This is a genomic window from Halomonas sp. PGE1 (genome assembly GCF_013000985.1).
In the GTDB taxonomy this organism is placed as follows: Bacteria; Pseudomonadota; Gammaproteobacteria; order Pseudomonadales; family Halomonadaceae; genus Halomonas; species Halomonas alkalicola.
In genome coordinates, this window is the sequence record NZ_CP053032.1 from 1,538,679 (window position 1) to 1,559,188 (window position 20,510).

Genomic DNA, 20,510 nt, shown 5'->3' on the forward strand with positions numbered 1-20,510 from the left:
GCCCCTGGCGCCCCTCGAGCCTATTCCCCTCACTCGTCATCCGCCCAGGCCAGGCTGCCGGCATCCAGCAGGGCGGTCATCAGCTCGGCGGCGCCGGGCAGGGCCAGCGCCTCGGCGTCCAGCGAGACCTCGGAGGCCACCAGCTGCGCCAGCGCCAGGGGGCACTCGACGCCGTCGCCGTCGGCGAACAGGGTGGCACGCTCGTCGTCCAGGGCCCGCCAGGCGAAGCGCGAGCCGGGGCTGCGCACGAGCATCTCGCCTTCCTGTAGTGCCGCAACAAGCGCGGCGGGGTCGGTGGGGGTGTCGCTGGCCACCAGCTGGTCGACGTACTTGGGCTGGGTCATTACCCGGCCGAACCACTGGGCCAGCTGGGCCGGGTCGTCGAGGGTCTCGAGGATCAGGGCGCGCATGCGCGCGATGGCGGCATCGTCCAGCTCGGCCGGGTCCCCGAGCGGGGCCATGCCGGCGTCGGAGTAGCGCTTTGATGCCGGCAGCTGCTCGCCCAGGAAGTCGGCGAAAGAGGTGATCGCCTCGTCGGCGGAGGGCGCGCGGAAGCCCACCGAGAGGGTCAGGCAGTCGTCGGACTGGCTGACGCCGTGGTGGGCCCAGCCGGGCGGCAGGTAGAGCATGTCGCCGGGCGCAAGCACCCAGTCGTCGTCGTCCTCCACCTCGAAGTGCTCGAGGATGCGCAGGTCGATGCCGGCGATGATCGGGGCGTCGTCACCCACCCGGCCGCCCAGCTGCCAGCGACGCTGCCCGCTGCCCTGGAGCAGGAAGACATCGTACTGGTCGACGTGGGGGCCGACGCTGCCGCCCGGGGGGGCGTAGCTGATCATGATGTCGTCGAGCCGCCAGCGGGGCAGGAAGTCGAAGGCCTCGAGCAGCTCGGCCACCTCGGGCACATAGTGATCCACGGCCTGCACCAGCAGGGTCCAGTCTCGCTCGGGCAGCCGGGCGAAGGTGCGCTCATCGAAGGGGCCGTGGCTCACCTGCCAGGGGCCGGCCTTGCCGTGCTCCTCCACCAGGCGGGCCTCGACGCCCTCCTCGCAGGCCAGGCCCGCCAGCTCGTCGGGGTCTAGCGGGCACTCGAAGTCGGGAAAGGCGCCGCGGATCAGCAGCGGCTTCTGCTGCCAGAAGTCGCCCAGGAACTCGGCGGCGGTCAGGCCGCCGAGCATGGCCAGCGGGGTGTCGGCAGAAGCGCTCACAGCCGGCGCGCCTGGGCCTCGGCGTTGCCGATGTAGGTCGCCGGGCTCAGCGCCTTGAGCTCGACCTTGACCTCGGCGGGCAGCGCCAGGGTGTCGATGAAGGCTTTGAGCCCGTCCTGGTCGATGCGCTTGCCGCGGGTCAGCTCCTTGAGCTTCTCGTAGGGCTTCTCGATGCCGTAGCGGCGCATCACCGTCTGGATCGGCTCGGCGAGCACCTCCCAGCTGGCGTCGAGGTCCTCGGCGATGCGCGCCGGGTTGGCCTCGAGCTTGCCGATGCCCTTGAGGGAGGCCTCATAGGCGATCAGGCCGTAGGCCAGGCCGACGCCCAGGTTGCGCAGCACCGTGGAGTCGGTGAGATCGCGCTGCCAGCGGGAGATCGGCAGCTTCTGGGCCAGGTGGCCGAGGATGGCGTTGGAAAGCCCCAGGTTGCCCTCGGAGTTCTCGAAGTCGATGGGATTGACCTTGTGGGGCATGGTCGAGGAGCCGATCTCGCCCTCGACGGTCTTCTGCTTGAAGTAGCCCAGCGAGATGTAGCCCCAGACGTCGCGATCGAAGTCGATCAGGATGGTGTTGAAGCGGCAGATAGCGTCGAACAGCTCGGCGATGTAGTCGTGGGGCTCGATCTGGGTGGTGTAGGGGTTGAAGGTCAGCCCCAGCCCCTCGACGAAGGTGCGGGCGTTGCCTTCCCAGTCCACCTCCGGGTAGGTGGCCAGGTGGGCGTTGTAGTTGCCCACCGCGCCGTTGATCTTGCCGAGGATCTCGACGCCTTCGATCAGCTTGAGCTGGCGGCGCAGGCGATAGGCGACGTTGGCCATCTCCTTGCCCAGGGTGGTGGGGCTCGCCGTCTGGCCGTGGGTGCGCGACAGCATCGGCAGCGCGGCATGCTCCTGGGCCAGCTTGGCGATCTCGTCGGCCACCCGCTGCATCACCGGCAGCAGGCTCTTGAGGCCGTCGGTGAGCATCACGCCGTGGGAGAGGTTGTTGATGTCCTCGCTGGTGCAGGCGAAGTGCACGAACTCGGTGATGGCGTGCAGCTCCGGCTGGCCGGCGATCTTCTCCTTGAGGAAGTACTCCACCGCCTTGACGTCATGGTTGGTGGTGCGCTCGATCTCCTTGATGCGCTCGGCGTCCTCCAGCGAGAAGTCGCGGATCAGCGCCTCCAGGAAAGCGGTGGCCTCCGCGGAGAGGGGCGGCACCTCGGTGACCCCGGCCAGTTCGGCGAGGCGCTGGAGCCAGCGAACCTCGACGATCACGCGGGCGCGGATCAGGCCGAACTCGCTGAAGTGTTCGCGCAGGCTTGAGGCCTTGCTGCCGTAGCGGCCGTCGACGGGGGAGAGGGCGGTAAGGGCGGACAGGGGAAGCGAAGAGTGCGACAGGGCTTGCATGGTTCGAGTTCCAGGTCGATGAGCGTTGGAGTGTCGGGCTGGGTAAGGGATCAGGAGAGCTGGTCCAGGGCCTTCTTCAGGGCGCCGCGCTGGAAGACCAGCTTCCAGCGTCGGCCACCCTGCTGGTGCCAGAGCAGTGCGAAGCGGATGCCGCCGAGCAGGCAGGCTCGCACCCGCTCGGGCATCATCCGGCTCTGCAGCAGCGAGGGGTCGCCCTGCACCACGATGCGGGTCTTGAGGGTAGAGAGCGTCTCCTGGTAAGCCTCGCCGAGGCTGGCGATGACGTTCTCGTGGGTCTCGCCGAAGTGCTCGGCCTGCCCCTGGATGCGCACCAGCCGGCTGCCCAGCTCGCCCAGCATGGCGTCGTTCTTGCGCACCTGGTTCATCAGCAGCAGCAGGGTGAAGCCGTAGCGCAGCACCACCGGGTTGGCCTGCTTGCGGCCCACCACGGCCTCGAGCACCTCGAGGCCGCAGCGCAGGTTGTTGGGATGGCCGCCGTAGATCGCCTCGAAGCTCTCGGGGTTGGTGTCGAGGGTGGCGCGGATCAGGGTGTCCCAGCTACGCGGGTCGACCTGGCCGGTGCGGGCCAGTTCGTCGACCAGGCTGGCCGACTGGAAGACCCCCGCCAGGGCCAGGGCCTGGCGGGTGACGGGGTCGTCGGGGATGCGGTGGATCGGGGTCGAGGCGGTCATGGGGCAGGCTCCTCGGCGTTCCAGGTGTCGCGGATCACCCCGCCGCCCAGGCAGATCTCGCCGTCGTAGAGGACCAGCGACTGGCCGGGGGTGACGGCGCGCTGGGGATCAATGAAGCGCACCTCGACGCCGCCATCCGCCAGGGTGCGCATGCGGCAGGGCACGTCGCTCTGGCGATAGCGGGTCTTGGCGGTGAAGCGCCCCTCGGCGGCGGGCGCCTCGCCGGCCACCCAGTCCATGGCCTCGGTGGCCAGGCTGTCGGTGTAGAGCAGCGGGTGGTGCTTGCCCTGCACGGCGATCAGCACGTTGCGCTCGAGATCCTTGGCGGCCACGTACCAGGGGGCCTCCGGGTGATTGGCGAGCCCGCCGATGCCCAGGCCCTGGCGCTGACCCAGGGTGTAGTACATCAGCCCCATGTGCTCACCGATCGCCTCGCCCTCGGGGGTCTCGATCACCCCGGGCTGGGCCGGCAGGTACTGCTTGAGGAAGTCGCGGAAGCGCCGCTCGCCGATGAAGCAGATGCCGGTCGAATCCTTCTTCCTGGCGGTCACCAGATCGTGGCGCTCGGCGATGGCGCGCACCTCGGGTTTCTCCAGTTCGCCCACCGGGAAGAGGGTGCGGGCGATGGCGGCCTCGGGCACGGCGTGCAGGAAGTAGCTCTGGTCTTTGTTGGCGTCGAGCCCCTTGAGCAGCCGCGGCCGCAGCAGGCCGTCCGTCGGGCCGCGGCGCTCGCCCTGGCGAACATAGTGGCCGGTGGCGATCTTCTCGGCGCCGAGCATCTCGGCATACTCCAGGAACACCTTGAACTTGATCTCGCGGTTGCAGAGGATGTCCGGGTTCGGCGTTCGCCCGGCCTTGTACTCGGCCAGGAAGTGCTCGAAGACGTTGTCCCAGTACTCGGCGGCGAAGTTGGCGGTGTGCAGCCGGATGCCGAGCCTGTCGCAGACGGCCTCGGCGTCCGCCAGGTCGGCCTTGGCGGTGCAGTATTCGGTGCCGTCGTCCTCGTCCCAGTTCTTCATGAACAGGCCTTCGACCTGATAGCCCTGCTCGAGCAGCAGCAGGGCAGAGACGGAGGAGTCGACGCCGCCGGACATGCCGACGATCACCTTGCCTGGGGTGGCGGTCATGGGCGCCCTCGGAATCGGTGTGACATAAATGGGGCAGGATTATACATGATCTGAGCGCCGGGCGCGGCGCGCTCAGCGTTCGTGGATGACGTCCATGGGGTAGAAGCGCCCGGCCTGGGCGTCGCGGATGCGGCGCAGCACCAGCGGGCTTCTCAGGCGACCCTCGCGATCCAGGGTCTCGACCTCCTCCAGGGTCAGCCAGTGCACGGCCAGGATCGCCGGGTCCAGTTCGCTGCCCAGGTGGGCCAGCGCCATGCCGAAGAAGGCGTGGCTGTGGAAGGTCTTGCCATCCGGGGCCCGGTAGACGTACATCCCCAGGTAGTCGCTGATGCCGACTCGCCAGGCGGTCTCCTCGGCCACCTCGCGCAGGGCGGCGTCGAGGATCTGCTCATCCGGTTCCAGGTGGCCGGCGGGCTGGTTGAAGAGGGTGGCGGGGCCGCCGCGGTCCTCCTCCACCATGAGGAAGGCGCCGGCGCGCTCCACCACGCAGGCCACGGTCACGTAGGGCTGCCAGCGACTCATCGCCTGCCGCCTCGCGTGGCGGGCTTGCGACGCGGGGTAGGGCCCTGGCCCGGCCGGCCACGACGCGACGGGGTCGGGGCATGCAGGGTCTCGCGGCGCCACTCTCCGGGGGCCAGGCCGTCGAGGCGCCAGGGGCCGATGGCCACGCGCACCAGGCGCAGGGTGGGGTGGCCGACGTGGGCGGTCATCCGCCGGACCTGACGGTTGCGTCCCTCGCTGATGGTGATCTCCAGCCAGGTGGTCACCGGATGGCGCCTGGGGTCCAGCGGCGGGTCGCGCTCGGGCAGGCCGCTCGCCTCCAGGCGACGCACCTTGGCCGGCTTCGTCATGCCGTCGCCGAGCGCGACGCCCTGGCGCAGCGCCTGCAGGGCGGCGTCATCGGGCTCGCCCTCCACCTGGACGCGGTAGGTCTTGGGCTGCTTGTGGCGCGGGTGGCTGATGCGGTGGATCAGCTCGCCGTCGTCACAGAGCAGCAGCAGCCCCTCGGAGTCGTGGTCGAGGCGCCCGGCCGGGTAGATGCCGGGCACGTCGATGACGTCGGCCAGCGTCGCGCGACGCTCGCCGTCCACGCCGGCCCGGTCGGTGAACTGGGACAGCATGCGGTAGGGCTTGTGCAACAGGTAGAGGGTGCTCATGGGGCAAGCTTACCGGCAAGCGGGGCAGGATGGCAGGGGGAGGGGCGTCAGCCTTATTGCTCATGCGCCGGCTCGGGCGGACTGATATAATGCGCCCGCTCGCCGGGAGCGCCCTCGTCGTTCAGGGATCTGCCGAGACTCCGCCACCGGGTCGATGCCAAGCGCATCCCCGCACGATCACAACAGTGGGCGGAGCACGCCGGTCCCCCGTTGCAGACATCGTGAGCGCGCGCTACCGATCCAGTTTCATGCCACCGCAGTGACCAGAGAGATCAACGCCAACATGTCCAAAACGCCGAAGATTATCTATACGCTGACCGACGAAGCGCCGGCCCTGGCCACCTTTTCCCTGCTGCCGATCATTGATGCCTATACCGACTCCGCGGGCGTCATCGTGGAGACCCGCGATATCTCCCTGGCCGGCCGCATTCTCTCCCAGTTTCCCGAATACCTGACCGAGGCCCAGCAGATCGGCGACCACCTGGCCGAGCTGGGCGAACTGGCCAAGACCCCCGAAGCGAACATCATCAAGCTGCCCAACATCAGCGCCTCGGTGCCCCAGCTCAAGGCGGCCATCCGCGAGCTGCAGGCCCAGGGCTACAAGCTTCCCGACTATCCCGACGAGCCCACCACCCAGGTGGAGCGTGACATCAAGGCGCGCTACGACCGCACCAAGGGTAGCGCGGTGAACCCGGTGCTGCGCGAGGGCAACAGCGACCGCCGCGCCCCCAAGTCCGTGAAGAACTATGCCCGCAAGTACCCCCATCGTATGGGCGAGTGGAGCGCCGACTCCCAGTCCCACGTAGCCTGCATGAGCGAGGGTGACTTCTACGGCAGCGAGAAGTCCGCCACCCTGGCCGCCGAGGGTTCAGTGAAGATCGAGCTGGTCGGCCAGGACGGCACCGCCACCGTGCTCAAGGAGACGACCCCGGTGCTGGCTGGCGAAGTGATCGACGGCTCGGTGATGAGCCACAAGGCGCTCTCCGCCTTCATCAAGGAGCAGGTCGCCGACGCGAAGGAGAAGGACGTGCTCTTCTCCCTGCACCTCAAGGCCACCATGATGAAGGTCTCCGACCCGATCATGTTCGGCATCGTGGTGGAGGAGTTCTATCGTGACGTGCTGGAGAAGCACGCCGACGCCCTGGCCAAGGTCGGCTTCGACGCCACCAACGGCATTGGCGACCTCTACGCCACCATCGAGCAGCTCCCCGCCGACCAGCAGGAGGCGATCAAGTCCGACATCGAGGCGCTCTACGCCGAGCGTCCGCGTCTGGCCATGGTCAACTCCCACAAGGGCATCACCAACCTGCATGTGCCCAGCGACGTGATCATCGACGCCTCCATGCCGGCCATGATCCGCGACTCCGGCAAGATGTGGGGCGCCGATGACGCCCTCCACGACGCCAAGGCGGTGATCCCGGATCGCTGCTACGCGACCATCTACCAGGCGGTGATCGAGGACTGCAAGGCCAACGGCGCCTTCGATCCGACCACCATGGGCAGCGTGCCCAATGTCGGCCTGATGGCCCAGAAGGCCGAGGAGTACGGCTCCCACGACAAGACCTTCCAGATCCCGGCGGATGGCACCGTGCGCGTCACCAACGACGCCGGCGAGGTGCTCTTCGAGCACGCCGTGGAGAAGGGCGACATCTGGCGCATGTGCCAGACCAAGGACGCGCCGATCAAGGACTGGGTCAAGCTCGCCGTGACCCGCGCCCGCGACAGCGAGACCCCGGCGGTGTTCTGGCTCGACGCCGAGCGCGCCCACGATGCCTCGCTGATCAAGAAGGTCGAGGCCTACCTCGCCGAGCACGACACCAGCGGCCTGGACATCCGCATCATGTCTCCGGTGGAGGCCATGAAGTTCTCCCTGGAGCGTATCCGTCGCGGCGAGGACACCATCTCCGTCACCGGCAACGTGCTGCGCGACTACCTCACCGACCTCTTCCCGATCATGGAGCTGGGCACCAGCGCCAAGATGCTCTCCATCGTCCCGCTGATGAACGGTGGCGGCCTGTTCGAGACCGGCGCCGGCGGCTCTGCGCCCAAGCACGTCCAGCAGTTCCTCGAGGAGAACCACCTGCGCTGGGACTCCCTCGGCGAGTTCCTGGCCCTGGCCGCCTCCCTGGAGCACCTGGGCAAGACCTTCGACAACCGCCGCGCGCTGGTGCTGGCGAAGGCGCTGGACGAGGCCAACGGCCAGTTCCTGGACAGCAACAAGTCGCCCTCGCGCAAGGTCGGCGAGCTGGACAACCGCGGCAGCCACTTCTACCTGGCGATGTACTGGGCCGAGGCCCTGGCGGCGCAGGACGAGGACGCCGAGCTCAAGGCGCTGTTCACCAGGCTGGCCGAGGAGTTCAAGGCCAAGGAGGAGGTGATCATCGAGGAGCTCAATTCGGTGCAGGGTCAGGCCATGGACATCAAGGGCTACTATCACCCTGACCGTGAGCTGACCGACGCGGCCATGCGCCCGAGCGCGACGCTCAACGCCGCCCTGGCCCTGGTTTCCAAGAGCTGAGCTGCCAAGGACTGAGCTGCCAAGGGCTGAGCGCTCTCTCGGCGCCGTTGATGCCGAGAGGTCGGTAGCGCTGTCAGCCGCGAGTGCATCGGCCCCTGCCTGGATGACGGGCGGGGGCCGTTGCGTTGAGGCCTGGCGCTGCGTTGAAGAGCAAGATGAACCCCGCCGGCCGGGCGACGTCAAAACGTCCTGACCCGCCCGCTAGCCGGCCCGTGAAACGAGTAGTCTCCCGCTATGTGGCAACGACAGATATGGTGCGGCATGACCCGCCCTCCGGGGACCGACGAGGAGGGCGACCTGGCGGTGCAGAGCGCCGAGCCTGCGCTGGCGCGCCCGCCGATGTACAAGGTGGTATTGCACAACGACGACTTCACCCCCATGGAGTTCGTGGTAGAGGTGTTGCAAACCTTCTTTCATATGGACAGCGAGACCGCGGTGCAGGTGATGCTGACGGTGCATACGCAGGGCAAGGCGACCTGCGGCATCTTCACTCGCGATATCGCGGAAACCAAAAGCCATCAGGTCAATCAATACGCTAGAGAGTGTCAACATCCGCTGCTCTCGGACATCGAGGCGGCGGACTGACTCCCCCCGGACATGGTCGCGACGGGTGGTCACCGCCTGCCGTTGGCAGCAAGGCTTGCAACGGCGGCGTTTGTGCCCGATGTTGATGATGCCGGATGACGAAAGATCCGACGCAATGCCCTGGGCGGCAAGAAGGGGACTGCCATGCTGAGCAAAGAACTTGAACTGACCCTGAACACGGCGTTCACCGTGGCGCGCTCCAAGCGGCACGAGTTCATGACCGTGGAGCACCTGCTGCTGGCGCTGCTGGACAACGCCTCGGCGGCCGATGTGCTGCGTGCCTGCGGGGCCAACCTCGACAAGCTGCGCTCCGACCTGCAGGACTTCATCAACTCCACCACGCCGCTGATTCCCGAGGATCAGTCAGACCGCGAGACCCAGCCGACCCTGGGCTTCCAGCGCGTGCTGCAGCGGGCGGTCTTCCACGTGCAGTCCTCCGGCAAGAGCGAGGTCACCGGGGCCAATGTGCTGGTGGCGATCTTCTCCGAGCAGGAGAGCCAGGCGGTCTACTTCCTGAAGCAGCAGAACGTTGCGCGTGTCGATGCCGTCAACTACATCGCCCACGGCATCTCCAAGGTGGCCGGGCACGGCCAGAGCCCCTCGTCGGCCCCCTCGGATTCCGAGGAGAGCGAGGAGGGGGGCAACGAGCACGGGGCCAACCCGCTCACCGGCTATGCCACCAACCTCAACGAGCAGGCCCGCATGGGCAAGATCGACCCGCTGATCGGCCGCGAGCAGGAGCTCGAGCGGGTGGTGCAGATCCTCGCCCGGCGGCGCAAGAACAACCCGCTGCTGGTGGGCGAGGCCGGCGTGGGCAAGACCGCCATCGCCGAGGGTCTGGCCAAGCGCATCGTCGAGGAGGACGTCCCCGAGGTGATCAGCGATGCCGTGGTCTACTCGCTGGACATGGGCGCCCTGCTCGCCGGCACCAAGTACCGCGGCGACTTCGAGAAGCGCCTCAAGGGGCTCTTGGCGGAGCTGCGCAAGCAGCCCAACGCCATCCTCTTCATTGACGAGATCCACACCGTGATCGGTGCCGGTGCCGCCTCGGGCGGGGTGATGGACGCGTCCAACCTGCTCAAGCCGCTGCTCTCTTCAGGCGAGCTGCGCTGCATCGGCTCCACCACCTTCCAGGAGTACCGCGGGATCTTCGAGAAGGATCGCGCCCTGGCTCGCCGCTTCCAGAAGGTCGACGTGCCGGCCCCCTCGGTGGAGGACACCATTCGCATCCTCAAGGGGCTGCGTTCACGCTTCGAGGAGCATCACCGGCTCAAGTACACCGATGCGGCCCTCGAGAGCGCCGCGAGGCTCGCGGATCGCTACATCAGCGACCGCCACCTGCCGGTCAAGGCCATCGACGTGATCGACGAGGCCGGCGCCCACCAGCGGCTGCTGCCGCCCGAGGTGCGCATCGACACCATCGATACCGCCCAGGTCGAGGCGGTGGTCGCCTCCATCGCGCGTATTCCGCCGAAGAGCGTCTCCAGCTCCGACCGCAAGCTGCTCGAGAACCTCGATCGAGACCTCAAGATGCTGGTCTTCGGCCAGGACGAGGCGATCGACAGCCTCTCTGCCGCGATCAAGCTCTCCCGAGCCGGGCTCAAGGCGCCGGACAAGCCGGTGGGCAGCTTCCTGTTCGCCGGCCCCACCGGGGTGGGCAAGACCGAGGTGGCCCGCCAGCTGTCGAAGATCATGGGGATCGAGCTGGTGCGCTTCGACATGTCCGAGTACATGGAGCGTCACACGGTGTCGCGGCTGATCGGCGCCCCGCCGGGCTACGTGGGCTACGATCAGGGTGGCCTGCTGACCGAGGCGATCACCAAGCATCCGCACTGCGTGCTGCTGCTCGACGAGATCGAGAAGGCGCATCCCGAGGTCTTCAACCTGCTGCTGCAGGTGATGGACCACGGTCGTCTGACCGACAACAACGGCCGCGAGGCGGACTTCCGCCACGTGATCCTGATCATGACCTCCAACGCCGGGGTCGAGCAGGCCACGCGGCGCTCCATCGGCTTCCAGCATCAGGACCACTCCACCGATGCCATGGAGGTGATTCGCAAGACCTTCTCACCGGAGTTCCGCAACCGCCTGGACGGCATCATCCAGTTCCACGCCCTGCCCGCCTCGGTGGTGCGCAGCGTGGTGGACAAGTTCCTGGTGGAGCTGCAAGCGCAGCTCGACGAGAAGCGGGTGCAGCTGGATGTGGACCTGGCGGCCCGGGACTGGCTGGCCGAGAAGGGCTACGACCCGGACATGGGCGCTCGCCCCATGGCAAGGCTGATCCAGGAGAAGCTCAAGAAGCCGCTGGCGGAGATGATCCTGTTCGGCGAGCTCTCGGAGCACGGCGGCGTGGTGCACGTCACCGTGGAGGAGGGCGAACTCCATCTCTCCACCGAAGCGGAGCTGGCCGACGCGCCCTGACGGCCGACACCCGCACACGACGCAGCGCCCTGTCGATCGACGGGGCGTTGTCCTGTGCGGCTGGCGTCGGGCTTGGGGAGGCTCGACCGCGGCTCAGCGGGAGCGGTAGACGATGCGACCCTTGGTCAGGTCGTAGGGAGTCAGCTCCACCTTGACCTTGTCGCCGGTCAGGATGCGGATGTAGTTCTTGCGCATCTTGCCGGAGATGTGCGCGGTGACCACGTGGCCGTTTTCCAGCTCGACGCGGAAGGTGGTGTTGGGGAGGGTGTCGACGATGACGCCTTCCATTTCGATATGGTCTTCACGTGCCATATAGGCGGTTCCTCGCTGATGGATATGACGCTCGGCAGGGCGCTGCCGCCCTGAAAGAATAGCGCGATATTGTGCCGCATGCCGGCCGACATGGCAAAGCATCGCACTCGGCGGCGGGAGGTCAGGCGGGAATCAGGCGCCGCCAGTGGCGGCCCTCGAGCATCTCCAGAGGCTGGAACGCCTGCTTGTAGGCCATCTTGCGGCACTCGCGTATCCAGTAGCCCAGATAGACATGGGGCAGGCCGCGGCGACGCGCCTGTTCCACCAGGGTGAGCACCGCGAAGGTGCCCAGGGAGCGCCGCTCCAGTGCGGGGTCGGGGTCGAAGAAGGTGTAGATGGCCGACAGGCCGTGCTCGAGCTGGTCGAAGGCCGCGACGGCCACCAGCCGGCCCGCGAGGCGGAACTCCAGCAGCCGCGCATACTCCTGATCCAGGGTCAGGAAGGTGCGGTACTGCTCGTGGCTCGGCGGGTACATGTCGCCGTCGGCGTGCCGGGTGCGGATATAGTGGGCATAGAGGCCGTAGTGTTCCGGGTCGAAGATCGCCGGGCGCAGGTGCAGGGTCAGGTCGGCATTGCGCCGGACCAGCCGGCGCTGGCTGCGGTTCGGGGCAAACTCCGCCACCGGTAGGCGCACCGAGATGCAGGCGCTGCAGCCTTCGCAGTGGGGGCGGTAGAGATGGCGGCCGCTGCGCCGGAAGCCGAGCAGTGCCAGGGAGTCGTAGACGCCCTGCCCGGGCGACTCCTGGGGGTCGAGGAACAGGGTCGTTGCCTCGCGCCCGGCCAGATAGCTGCAGGCATGGGGCACGGTCAGGAAGAAGCGTAGATCCCGGACGGGCTGGCGGGGGGCGTTGCTGCTCACGACGACTCTCTCCGGCTCCTGGTGGCGTTCACTGGCGGCCCCCCGGGGGGCTCGCCGATGGCTTCGAAGGACCAGCAGGCCGGGGTGAAGGATAGGCCGTCGGGCTCCACATCCTGAGGCTTGCCCAGCCACTTCTCAAGATAGCCGATGAACTCGGCGCGGGCGATATCTCGGGCGCCGAGGCTTGCCAGGTGGGCGGTGTGCATCTGGCAGTCGATCAGCCGCCCGCCGCCCGACGACATGGCCCGGGCCAGGTGCACCAGGGCCACCTTGGAGGCGTCCGCCACCCGGGTGAACATCGACTCGCCGAAGAAGGCCGGTCCCAGCGCGACGCCGTAGAGGCCGCCCACCAGGCGCTCCCGTTGCCAGACCTCGACGGAGTGTGCCGCCCCCAGGGCGTGAAGCCGGACGTAGGCCGCACGCATCTCGTCGGTGATCCAGGTGCCTGGCTGCCCGGCACGCGGCTCGGCGCAGGCGGTCATCACGGCGTCGAAGGCGCGGTTGGCGGTGATCGTGAAGCCGGCGTGGCGCAGCCGCTTGGCGAGGCTGCGACGCACCCTGAGCTCCTCCGGGAAGAGCACCATGCGCGGGTCCGGGCTCCACCACAGGATCGGCTGATCGTCCCCGTACCAGGGAAAGATGCCGCGGCGGTAGGCGGCCAGCAGCCAGCCGGGATCGAGGGCGCCGCCGGCGGCCAGCAGACCGTCGGGGTCGCGCAGGGCCGCCGTGACGGGCGGGAAGCGGATCGGGCGCTCGAGCAGCCAGGGCACCATCGGCGGGCATCCAGCAGTAGGGGAGGCCAGTGTGCCGCCCGCGGCGCCTCGGCTCAAGGCGTTCGGGCCACTGTGATGGGCGGGCCTGGCTCGGTATGATTGGCGCCAATCAACTGGAAGACGCCAGCGGTGGCGCAAGGGGGATGACCACTTGAGTGTCAACAAGAAGTCCTCGCCGCGTCGAGTGAGCGCGGCCCAGGCCAGGGAGACGGCCAGGCGTTTCGGCGTGAAGCTGCAGGGCTCGGCGCGGGAGGGGGTGGCCATCGTGCTGCTGGCCGGCTGCGTCTTCCTGCTGCTGGCCCTGTTCAGCTTCGAACCCGGTGATCCCGGCTGGTCGCGCAGCGGGCCCGAGACCCACATCGACAACTGGATGGGGGCGGTGGGGGCCTGGCTCTCCGACGTGCTCTACTCGCTGTTCGGCGCCAGCGCCCTGTGGTGGCCTGCCATGCTGGGCTACGCCGCCTGGCGGCTGCTGCGAGCCCGCCAGGGGATCGTCCTGGAGTGGGACGCCACGGCGCTGGCGGTGCGCGGTGGTGGCCTGGTGCTGGTGCTGCTAGGCACCACCACCCTGGGCGCGCTGCACTTCTATCGGCCCCCGGCAGAAACGGTGCTTCCCTACTCCTCGGGGGGCATCCTCGGCGAGGGGCTGGTGGGCGCCCTGGTGCCCCTGGTGGGCTCCGGCGGCACCGGCCTGGCGGCGCTGGCGGCGCTGCTCTGCGGCCTGCCGCTGCTGACCGGCCTCTCCTGGCTCTCGGTGATGGACGAGCTGGGGCTGCGCGCCCTGCGCGTGTGGGGCTGGCTGGCGGAGCGCTTCGCCTTTTCCCGTGAGCCGGCCTATGAGCGCGTCGAACCGGATGCGGCAGGGTCGGCCGGGGAGGACACCGCCGAGCCGATGGCCGAGGCGGAATCGGCGGCGCCCACCGAGGAGGGGGCGAGCCGCCGCTCCCGCTGGTGGCAGCGGCTGCTGCCTGGCGGCCGCTCCCGGGAGCCCGAGATCGATCTCCAGGCCGCCGGCCGTCGCGAGCCTGGTTTCGGCAACGACGGTGACACCGAGATCCCCTGGGAAGTCCCCGAGAAGACCCCCTCGGCCAAGCAGCCGGGAGCGGCCTACAGCGAACGCTCTCCGGGCGGCGTGCCGGGGGCCGGGGCAGTGGCCGGTGCGGCCGCCGTGGCCGCCAGCGCGGCCAGTGCCGCGACCGAAGGCGCCTCGGCAGGTGGGGTGGCCCGCGCCGAGAGCCCAGCGCCGGCGGCACGGCCTGGCGCCGCCAGGCCCGACGACGAGGCGACGGCAGCAACGGCGGCGACATCCGCCGGCCAGGCCCCCGAGCCCCGAACGACGGCGGCGGCACCCGCCGGCCAGGCTTCCAAGCCCCTAACGCCGGCGGCGACTCCCGCCGGCGAGGCCAGCCCGCCTCGCAGGCCGGAAACGGTGCCCGAGCCGATGCTTCCCGACGATGATGAGCCCGCCGCCGCCTGGGAGGGCCCCTCGCTGCGGGCGAGCCGCCATGAAGCGCCGGCCTCCGCCGAGGCGTTCCGGGAGGAGGGCGCCACGGCCTCTCCCGAGCCTTCCCCCCGCGACGAACCCGTCGACCCGCTGCGCGCCGCCGAGCCGGAGATGCCGCCCGCCCGTGCCTCCTCTGCGGCCTCGCCGCACCCCCTGCGCGAGAGCGGCCGTCGCGAGCCTGGCCTGGTGGACTGGCAGGAGATCGACTGGGACGAGACGGATGACGATGAGCCGAGGCTCGCCTGGGACGAGCCCGAGCAGGTCGACAGTGCGGACCGTGCGGACAGCGCCGTGGAGCCCCCCCCGGCCACCCGCGCCGGAGGCCCCGGCCCAGCGCAGCGCAGCGCTGCAGCCGCCGGAGCCGGAGGAGTTCGAGGAGGCCTTCGATGGCGACGCGCAGGGCAGCGATGCTACGCCGCGCCTGGCCACCGCCGAGCAGGCCCGGGAGGCCGCCGACGAGTCCGGCATGCGGCTGTGGACCGTGGAGCACCTGCAGAGCCAGCGTCCGGTGCTGGACGAGCTGCCGGAGCCCGAGGGCGAACTGCCCAGCCTGCGCCTGCTGACGCCACCGGAACCCCAGCAGCAGAACTACACCGGTGACCAGCTGGCCGAGATGGCCGAGCTCCTAGAGGTGCGGCTGCGCGAGTATGGCGTCAAGGCCGAGGTGGTCGACACCTGGCCGGGGCCGGTCATCACGCGCTTCGAGATCAAGCCTGCCGCCGGGGTGAAGGTCTCCAAGATCAGCAACCTGGCCAAGGACCTGGCGCGCTCGCTGATGGTCAAGAGCGTGCGGGTGGTGGAGGTGATCCCGGGCCGCCCCACGGTGGGCATCGAGATTCCCAACCCACACCGCGCCATGATCCGCCTGCGCGAGGTGATCGACTCCGACCGCTACCAGCAGGCCGATTCCGCCCTGACCCTGGCGCTGGGCCAGGACATCGGCGGCGGCCCGGTGGTGGCCAACCTGGGCAAGATGCCCCACCTGCTGGTGGCCGGTACCACCGGCTCGGGCAAGTCGGTGGGCGTCAACGCCATGCTGATCTCCATGCTGCTCAAGGCCACGCCCGAACAGCTGCGGCTGATCATGGTCGACCCCAAGATGCTCGAGCTCTCCGTCTACGACGGCATCCCGCACCTGCTGGCGCCGGTGGTGACCGACATGAAGGAGGCGGCCAACGCCCTGCGCTGGTGCGTGGCCGAGATGGAGCGTCGCTACAAGCTGATGGCGACCATGGGGGTGCGCAACATCGCCGGCTTCAACGCCAAGCTCGACGAGGCGGAGCAGGCCGGCGCCCAGGTGGCCGATCCGCTGTGGGAGCCGCAGCCCTGGGAGATGCACCAGGCGCCGCCGGTGTTGGAGAAGCTGCCCTATATCGTGGTGGTGGTCGACGAGTTCGCCGACATGTTCATGATCGTCGGCAAGAAGGTCGAGGAGCTGATCGCCCGCCTGGCCCAGAAGGCGCGGGCCGCCGGCATCCACCTGATACTCGCCACCCAGCGCCCCTCGGTGGACGTGGTCACCGGCCTGATCAAGGCCAACATCCCCACGCGGATGGCCTTTCAGGTCTCCTCGCGGATCGACTCGCGCACCATCCTCGACCAGGGCGGCGCCGAGAACCTGCTGGGCCACGGCGACATGCTCTACCTGCCGGCGGGCTCCGGCCTGCCGACCCGGGTCCACGGCGCCTTCGTCGACGACGACGAGGTGCACCGGGTGGTGGAGGACTGGAAGCGCCGCGGCGAGCCCGAGTATATCGAGGAGATCCTCTCCGGCGGGGTCTCCGCCGAGGCGCTCACCGGCCTCGAGGCCGAGGGCGTCGGTGACGGCGACGATGCCGAGCAGGATGCCCTCTACGACGAGGCGGTGCAGTTCGTCATCGACTCGCGCCGAGCGTCGATCTCGGCCGTGCAGCGCCGCTTCAAGATCGGCTACAACCGCGCGGCGCGCCTGGTGGAGGCCATGGAGATGGCCGGTGTCGTCTCCACCATGGGGACCAACGGCTCCCGCGAGGTGCTGTCCCCGCGAGCGGGGGGCGACTAGCAGCGCGCCCGCCACCGACGCGGGCGTCTCCCCTGGGAGACGCCCCCCTTCAACCATGCAACCAGCATGAAAGCGCCGGCAGGCCTGCAACCCGCCGGCGTCCATACAGTCCGAGTGACAGGATTCCAGTTGGAACCGTCCAGGGAGACAGAGCACCATGATAGTGAAGAAGACCCTTGCCGTTATCACCATGACCCTGGCCATGCCGCTCGCGGCCCTGGCCAGCGAAGGGGCGGATCGCCTGACCCGCATGCTCGAGCCGCTGCAGACCTTCGAGGCGCGCTTCGAGCAGCAGATCCTCGACGCCAGCGGCGAGCGTCTCCAGGAAGCCCACGGCCAGATGTGGCTCGCGCGTCCCGGCAAGTTCCGCTGGGAGGTGGAGGCTCCCTACCAGCAGGAGGTGATCTCCGACGGCGAGGAGGTGATGCTGCACGACCCCGACCTGGAACAGGCCACCATCCAGGCCCTGGATCATCGCGTCACCCATACCCCGGCCCTGCTGCTCTCCGGCAGCGCCAGCGACCTGGTCGACAGCTACGACGTGACTCGCCAGCAGCAGGGGAGCGCCGAGACCTTCACCCTGCTGCCCAAATCCGCGGATACCCTCTTCGAGGAGCTGAAGATGACCTTCCGCGGTGAGCTGCTGACCACCCTGCAGATGACCGACAGCACCGGGCAGCGCACCGCCATCGAGTTCCGCGATGCCACCATGAACCAGGCCATCGACGACAGCCGCTTCGTCTTCGAGATCCCCGAGGGCACCGATGTGATCCGCGATACGCACTGAGGCCTTCGGCCAGCCGCTCGGTCACGGGCGGTCGGTGCCACATGCTCGGGAGCCCCCGTCGGAAGCCATCCGACGGGGGCTCCGGCGTTTCTGGTGGGATCCCGGCGGAGCCGGGCTCTCGCCATGTTCCCGACGCTCGCTCTGGCGCTAGGCGCCGCCGCCCTCGTCGGCCTCGGCGTCGAGCTGCTCGCGCCAGGCCATCAGCTGGCCGTAGCGCTTCTCCTGGCCCTGCTCGGTCGGCCGGTAGAAGCGCTCTCGGGGCGTCTCCTCCGGCCAGCAGTCGTGGCTGCTGCCGGCGGGGTAGGCATGGGGCTCATGGTGGGCGTAGCGGTAGCCATGGCCGTGGCCCAGGCTCTCCATCAGCTTCGTCGGCGCGTTGCGCAGGTAGCCGGGCACCTCCAGCCGTGGCTGGCTGGCCACGAAGGCCTGGGCACGCTTCCAGGCCTGGTCGATGGCATTGCTCTTGGGCGCCACCGCCAGGTGGATGGCGGCGTGGGCGATGGCCCGCTGGCCCTCGTGGTCGCCCAGGCGCAGGTAGGCGTCCCAGGCGGCCATCACCAGTGGCAGGGCGCGCGGGTCGGCGTTGCCCACGTCCTCGGAGGCGATGGCGGCTAGGCGCCGGACCACGTCCAGCGGGTCGCCGCCGCCCTGCACGAAACGGGCGATGTAGAGCAGGGCGGCATCGGGGCGCGAGGAGCGCACCGACTTGTGGATCGCCGAGAGCAGGTCGTAGTAGTGATCGCCCTGCTTGTCGAAGGCGCTGGCCTGGTGGCCGAGCACGTCGACCAGCGCCTCGCGGCGCACCACCTCGCCACCTTCGCCATCGGGCTCGGCGAAGTCGCAGGCGGTCTCCAGCAGGCCCAGCGCCCGGCGGGCGTCCCCGGCGGCGGCCCGGGCCAGCAGGGCCAGCACCTCATCATCGACCCGCAGGCGTCGCGCGCCCAGGCCGCGGGCCTCGTCGGCCAGCGCCCGGCGCAGCACCTCGCCCAGCTCCGCCTCGCCGAGTGAGGTCAGCACGTGCACCCGGGCCCGCGAGAGCAGCGCCGAGTTGACCTCGAAGGAGGGGTTCTCGGTGGTGGCGCCGATCAGGGTCAGCAGCCCCGACTCCACATGGGGCAGCAGGGCGTCCTGCTGGCTCTTGTTGAGACGGTGGATCTCGTCGAGAAACAGCAGCGTCGCCTGGCCGTGAGCCTGGCGCGCCCTGGCCCGCTCCACCGCGGCGCGGATCTCCTTGACGCCGGCCATCACCGCCGAAAGGTGCTCCAGTTCGGCGCCGGACTCGGCGGCCAGGATCTCCGCCAGGGTGGTCTTGCCGCTGCCCGGCGGCCCCCAGAGGATCATCGAGCGCACCACGCCGGTCTCGACCATACGGGCCAGGGGGCGGCCGGGGCCTACCAGCGCCTGCTGGCCCACATAGTCGGCCAGGGTGCGGGGCCGCATGCGCCAGGCCAGCGGGGCGCCGTGATCGCTCTCGTCGGCGAAGAGGTCCATGGCAGGTTCCTTACGTTGATCTCGACAGAGGCAGGTCGTGGGACTGGCTGCTAGAGTGGGGAGGTATCATCGCTGGCCAGGCAGTCGATGAACCTCGTCCCCGATGGCGCATCCAATGAAAGCGTGTGCCTACTCCCTACGTCCCTGCAATGATGTCACTACACAGGAGGGCCCGACATGCCCGTGCTGACCCAACTGCGTCTGGATCATGCCAACATGGCTCGCATGTTGCACGTTCTGCAGCTGAAGCATAAGACCCTCGCGGCAGGCGAGCGCCCCAACTTCCAACTGGTGCGCGAGGTGGTGGACTACATCCTGGACTACATGGAAGGCTTCACCCTGCCCCTGGAGCGGCTGTTCAGCGAGCGCCTGGCAGAGCTCGACCCCGGCAGCCGGCCGATGACCGAGCGTCTCGCCGCCGACTATCAGGCGCTGAAGGTCCAGCTGGGCCGCCTCTCCAGCGATATCGACATGATCCTGATGGATGCGGTGATCCCCATGGATCGCTTCGCGGACGACCTCAAGGCGTACCTGGATGCCCACCGCGCCTACCTGCGCGACGAGCGGGAGCTGCTCTTCCCGATGATTCGCGAGCACTTCAACGAACAGGATCTCGATCGCCTCGCCCAGGCGCTTCCCGAGGGTGCCGCGGCCGAGCTGGAGCGCCTCCAGGAGGCCTATCCGGAGCTCTACGCCGAGCTGCGCGAGACGCCCGAACCCGCCTGACCCGGGCTGCCAGCGCGCGCCGGCTGGGGTAGAATGTCGCCTCTCCCAGCCGGTGCCTCGTGATGCCAGACCCCCGACACTCGTCGACGCTCTCCCACCGCCCCGACCGTGATGCCGCCTGCGGCATGGCCGGGGTGTGCCCATGAGCGGCGGACCGATCCTGGTCTTCGACTCCGGGGTGGGGGGGCTCTCCGTGGTGACGGCCCTGCGTCACCAGCTGCCGGAGGCCGCGCTGGTCTACGCCTGCGACAATGCCATGCTCCCCTACGGCCTGCGCGAGGACGACTGGCTGGTGGCGCGCATCCTGCGCGTATGCGAGGCCGCCGTGTCGGCCAGCCGCTGCGTGACCCTGGTAGTGGCCTGCAACACCGCCAGCACCCTGGCGCTGGATGCCCTGCGCAGGCGGCTTGCGATCCCCGTGGTCGGCACCGTACCGGCCATCAAGCCCGCCGCGGCCTCCTCGCGCAGCGGCCACTTCGGCCTGCTGGCCACCTCCGCCACGGTGGCGCGTCCCTATACCCTGGGCCTGATCGAGGCCTTCGCCGCCCACTGCCGTGTGACCCGGGTGGCCGCCGATGAGCTGGTCCGCGAGGCCGAACGCTGGCTGGCCGGCGAGGCCCCGGACCCCGCGGTGATCCGCCGGGCCCTGGCGCCGCTGTGGGAGGATCCGCTGCTGGATACCGTGGTGCTCGGCTGCACCCACTTTCCCCTGCTGCGGGACTTCCTGGCCGCCGCTGCCCCCCGCGAGATTGCGTGGATCGACTCCAGCGAGGCCATCGCCCGGCGCACCGCCCAGGTGGCGCGCGGCGTGGCCCCCCGGTGCGGCCCGGGAGAGAGCCATGTCACCGCTCTGGACCCCCGGCTGACCGCGGGCCTTGCCCGCTTCGGCTTTGCCGAGCCGCGACTTCTGGTGCTGGACTGAGCGCA

Annotated in this window: 18 protein-coding genes; 8 read left to right on the top strand and 10 right to left on the bottom strand. The window is 69.2% G+C overall.

The window, feature by feature from the left end; genetic code table 11:
• Positions 1-29 precede the first annotated feature (29 nt).
• The 6 genes from HIR79_RS07255 to HIR79_RS07280 all read right to left on the bottom strand — a co-directional run bounded on the left by HIR79_RS07255 (position 30) and on the right by HIR79_RS07280 (position 5,566).
• The gene (locus HIR79_RS07255) at positions 30-1,175 is read right to left on the bottom strand and encodes a cupin domain-containing protein (protein ID WP_169959507.1); all 1,146 of its coding nucleotides are present in this window, start codon (positions 1,173-1,175) and stop codon (positions 30-32) included.
• Between the two features lie 26 nt (positions 1,176-1,201).
• Positions 1,202-2,590, bottom strand: coding sequence for an adenylosuccinate lyase (gene purB, locus HIR79_RS07260; protein ID WP_169957815.1), 1,389 nt, complete (start codon positions 2,588-2,590; stop codon positions 1,202-1,204).
• Positions 2,591-2,640: 50 nt separating this feature from the next.
• Positions 2,641-3,282 carry a high frequency lysogenization protein HflD gene (hflD, locus tag HIR79_RS07265; protein WP_169957816.1) on the bottom strand — a complete coding sequence of 214 codons (642 nt, stop codon included), beginning with the start codon at positions 3,280-3,282 and terminating at the stop codon, positions 2,641-2,643.
• Positions 3,279-4,409, bottom strand: a complete 1,131-nt coding sequence (gene mnmA, locus HIR79_RS07270; protein ID WP_119020722.1) for a tRNA 2-thiouridine(34) synthase MnmA — start codon at positions 4,407-4,409, stop codon at positions 3,279-3,281. The genes hflD and mnmA overlap by 4 nt, the downstream gene beginning before the upstream one ends.
• Before the next feature lie 72 nt (positions 4,410-4,481).
• On the bottom strand, positions 4,482-4,931 hold the full coding sequence (locus tag HIR79_RS07275) for an NUDIX domain-containing protein (protein ID WP_169957817.1): 450 nt from the start codon (positions 4,929-4,931) through the stop codon (positions 4,482-4,484).
• Positions 4,928-5,566, bottom strand: a complete 639-nt coding sequence (locus HIR79_RS07280; protein WP_169957818.1) for a pseudouridine synthase — start codon at positions 5,564-5,566, stop codon at positions 4,928-4,930. Before HIR79_RS07280 ends, HIR79_RS07275 begins: the two co-directional genes overlap by 4 nt.
• A gap of 283 nt (positions 5,567-5,849) precedes the next feature.
• On the opposite strand from HIR79_RS07280, the gene HIR79_RS07285 reads away from it, so the two are divergent.
• The 3 genes from HIR79_RS07285 (at position 5,850) to clpA (ending at position 11,090) form a co-directional block, all read left to right on the top strand.
• Positions 5,850-8,084, top strand: a complete 2,235-nt coding sequence (locus tag HIR79_RS07285; RefSeq protein WP_169957819.1) for an NADP-dependent isocitrate dehydrogenase — start codon at positions 5,850-5,852, stop codon at positions 8,082-8,084.
• A 261-nt stretch (positions 8,085-8,345) separates the two neighbouring features.
• A complete protein-coding gene (gene clpS, locus HIR79_RS07290) occupies positions 8,346-8,669 on the top strand; it encodes an ATP-dependent Clp protease adapter ClpS (protein ID WP_119020725.1) in 324 nt (107 codons plus the stop codon).
• Positions 8,670-8,813: 144 nt separating this feature from the next.
• A complete protein-coding gene (clpA, locus tag HIR79_RS07295) occupies positions 8,814-11,090 on the top strand; it encodes an ATP-dependent Clp protease ATP-binding subunit ClpA (RefSeq protein ID WP_169957821.1) in 2,277 nt (758 codons plus the stop codon).
• 93 nt (positions 11,091-11,183) lie between these two features.
• On the opposite strand, the gene infA is transcribed toward clpA, so the two are convergent.
• The 3 genes from infA to aat form a co-directional block, all read right to left on the bottom strand.
• Positions 11,184-11,402, bottom strand: coding sequence for a translation initiation factor IF-1 (infA, locus tag HIR79_RS07300; protein WP_027961652.1), 219 nt, complete (start codon positions 11,400-11,402; stop codon positions 11,184-11,186).
• Between the two features lie 121 nt (positions 11,403-11,523).
• Entirely contained in the window at positions 11,524-12,261 is a 738-nt protein-coding gene (locus tag HIR79_RS07305; RefSeq protein WP_169957822.1) for an arginyltransferase, read from the bottom strand.
• On the bottom strand, positions 12,258-13,034 hold the full coding sequence (aat, locus tag HIR79_RS07310; protein WP_110068225.1) for a leucyl/phenylalanyl-tRNA--protein transferase: 777 nt from the start codon (positions 13,032-13,034) through the stop codon (positions 12,258-12,260). The genes HIR79_RS07305 and aat overlap by 4 nt, the downstream gene beginning before the upstream one ends.
• Positions 13,035-13,185: 151 nt before the next feature.
• Here aat and HIR79_RS18795 point away from each other — a divergent pair, with 151 nt between their 5' ends.
• The 3 genes from HIR79_RS18795 to lolA all read left to right on the top strand — a co-directional run bounded on the left by HIR79_RS18795 (position 13,186) and on the right by lolA (position 17,366).
• The gene (locus HIR79_RS18795) at positions 13,186-15,138 is read left to right on the top strand and encodes a DNA translocase FtsK (protein WP_211620973.1); all 1,953 of its coding nucleotides are present in this window, start codon (positions 13,186-13,188) and stop codon (positions 15,136-15,138) included.
• A complete protein-coding gene (locus HIR79_RS18800; RefSeq protein ID WP_502708673.1) occupies positions 15,047-16,579 on the top strand; it encodes a DNA translocase FtsK in 1,533 nt (510 codons plus the stop codon). The genes HIR79_RS18795 and HIR79_RS18800 overlap by 92 nt, the downstream gene beginning before the upstream one ends.
• A 157-nt stretch (positions 16,580-16,736) precedes the next feature.
• Positions 16,737-17,366, top strand: coding sequence for an outer membrane lipoprotein periplasmic chaperone LolA (lolA, locus tag HIR79_RS07325; RefSeq protein ID WP_169957823.1), 630 nt, complete (start codon positions 16,737-16,739; stop codon positions 17,364-17,366).
• Positions 17,367-17,513: 147 nt separating this feature from the next.
• Here the strand turns inward: lolA and HIR79_RS07330 are convergent, their stop codons facing one another.
• The gene (locus HIR79_RS07330; protein ID WP_169957824.1) at positions 17,514-18,857 is read right to left on the bottom strand and encodes a replication-associated recombination protein A; all 1,344 of its coding nucleotides are present in this window, start codon (positions 18,855-18,857) and stop codon (positions 17,514-17,516) included.
• A gap of 177 nt (positions 18,858-19,034) precedes the next feature.
• Between HIR79_RS07330 and HIR79_RS07335 the strand changes: the two genes are divergently transcribed.
• Entirely contained in the window at positions 19,035-19,583 is a 549-nt protein-coding gene (locus HIR79_RS07335) for a hemerythrin domain-containing protein (protein ID WP_169957825.1), read from the top strand.
• Positions 19,584-19,725: 142 nt separating this feature from the next.
• On the top strand, positions 19,726-20,505 hold the full coding sequence (gene murI, locus HIR79_RS07340; protein WP_169957826.1) for a glutamate racemase: 780 nt from the start codon (positions 19,726-19,728) through the stop codon (positions 20,503-20,505).
• The last annotated feature ends 5 nt before the right edge of the window (positions 20,506-20,510 follow it).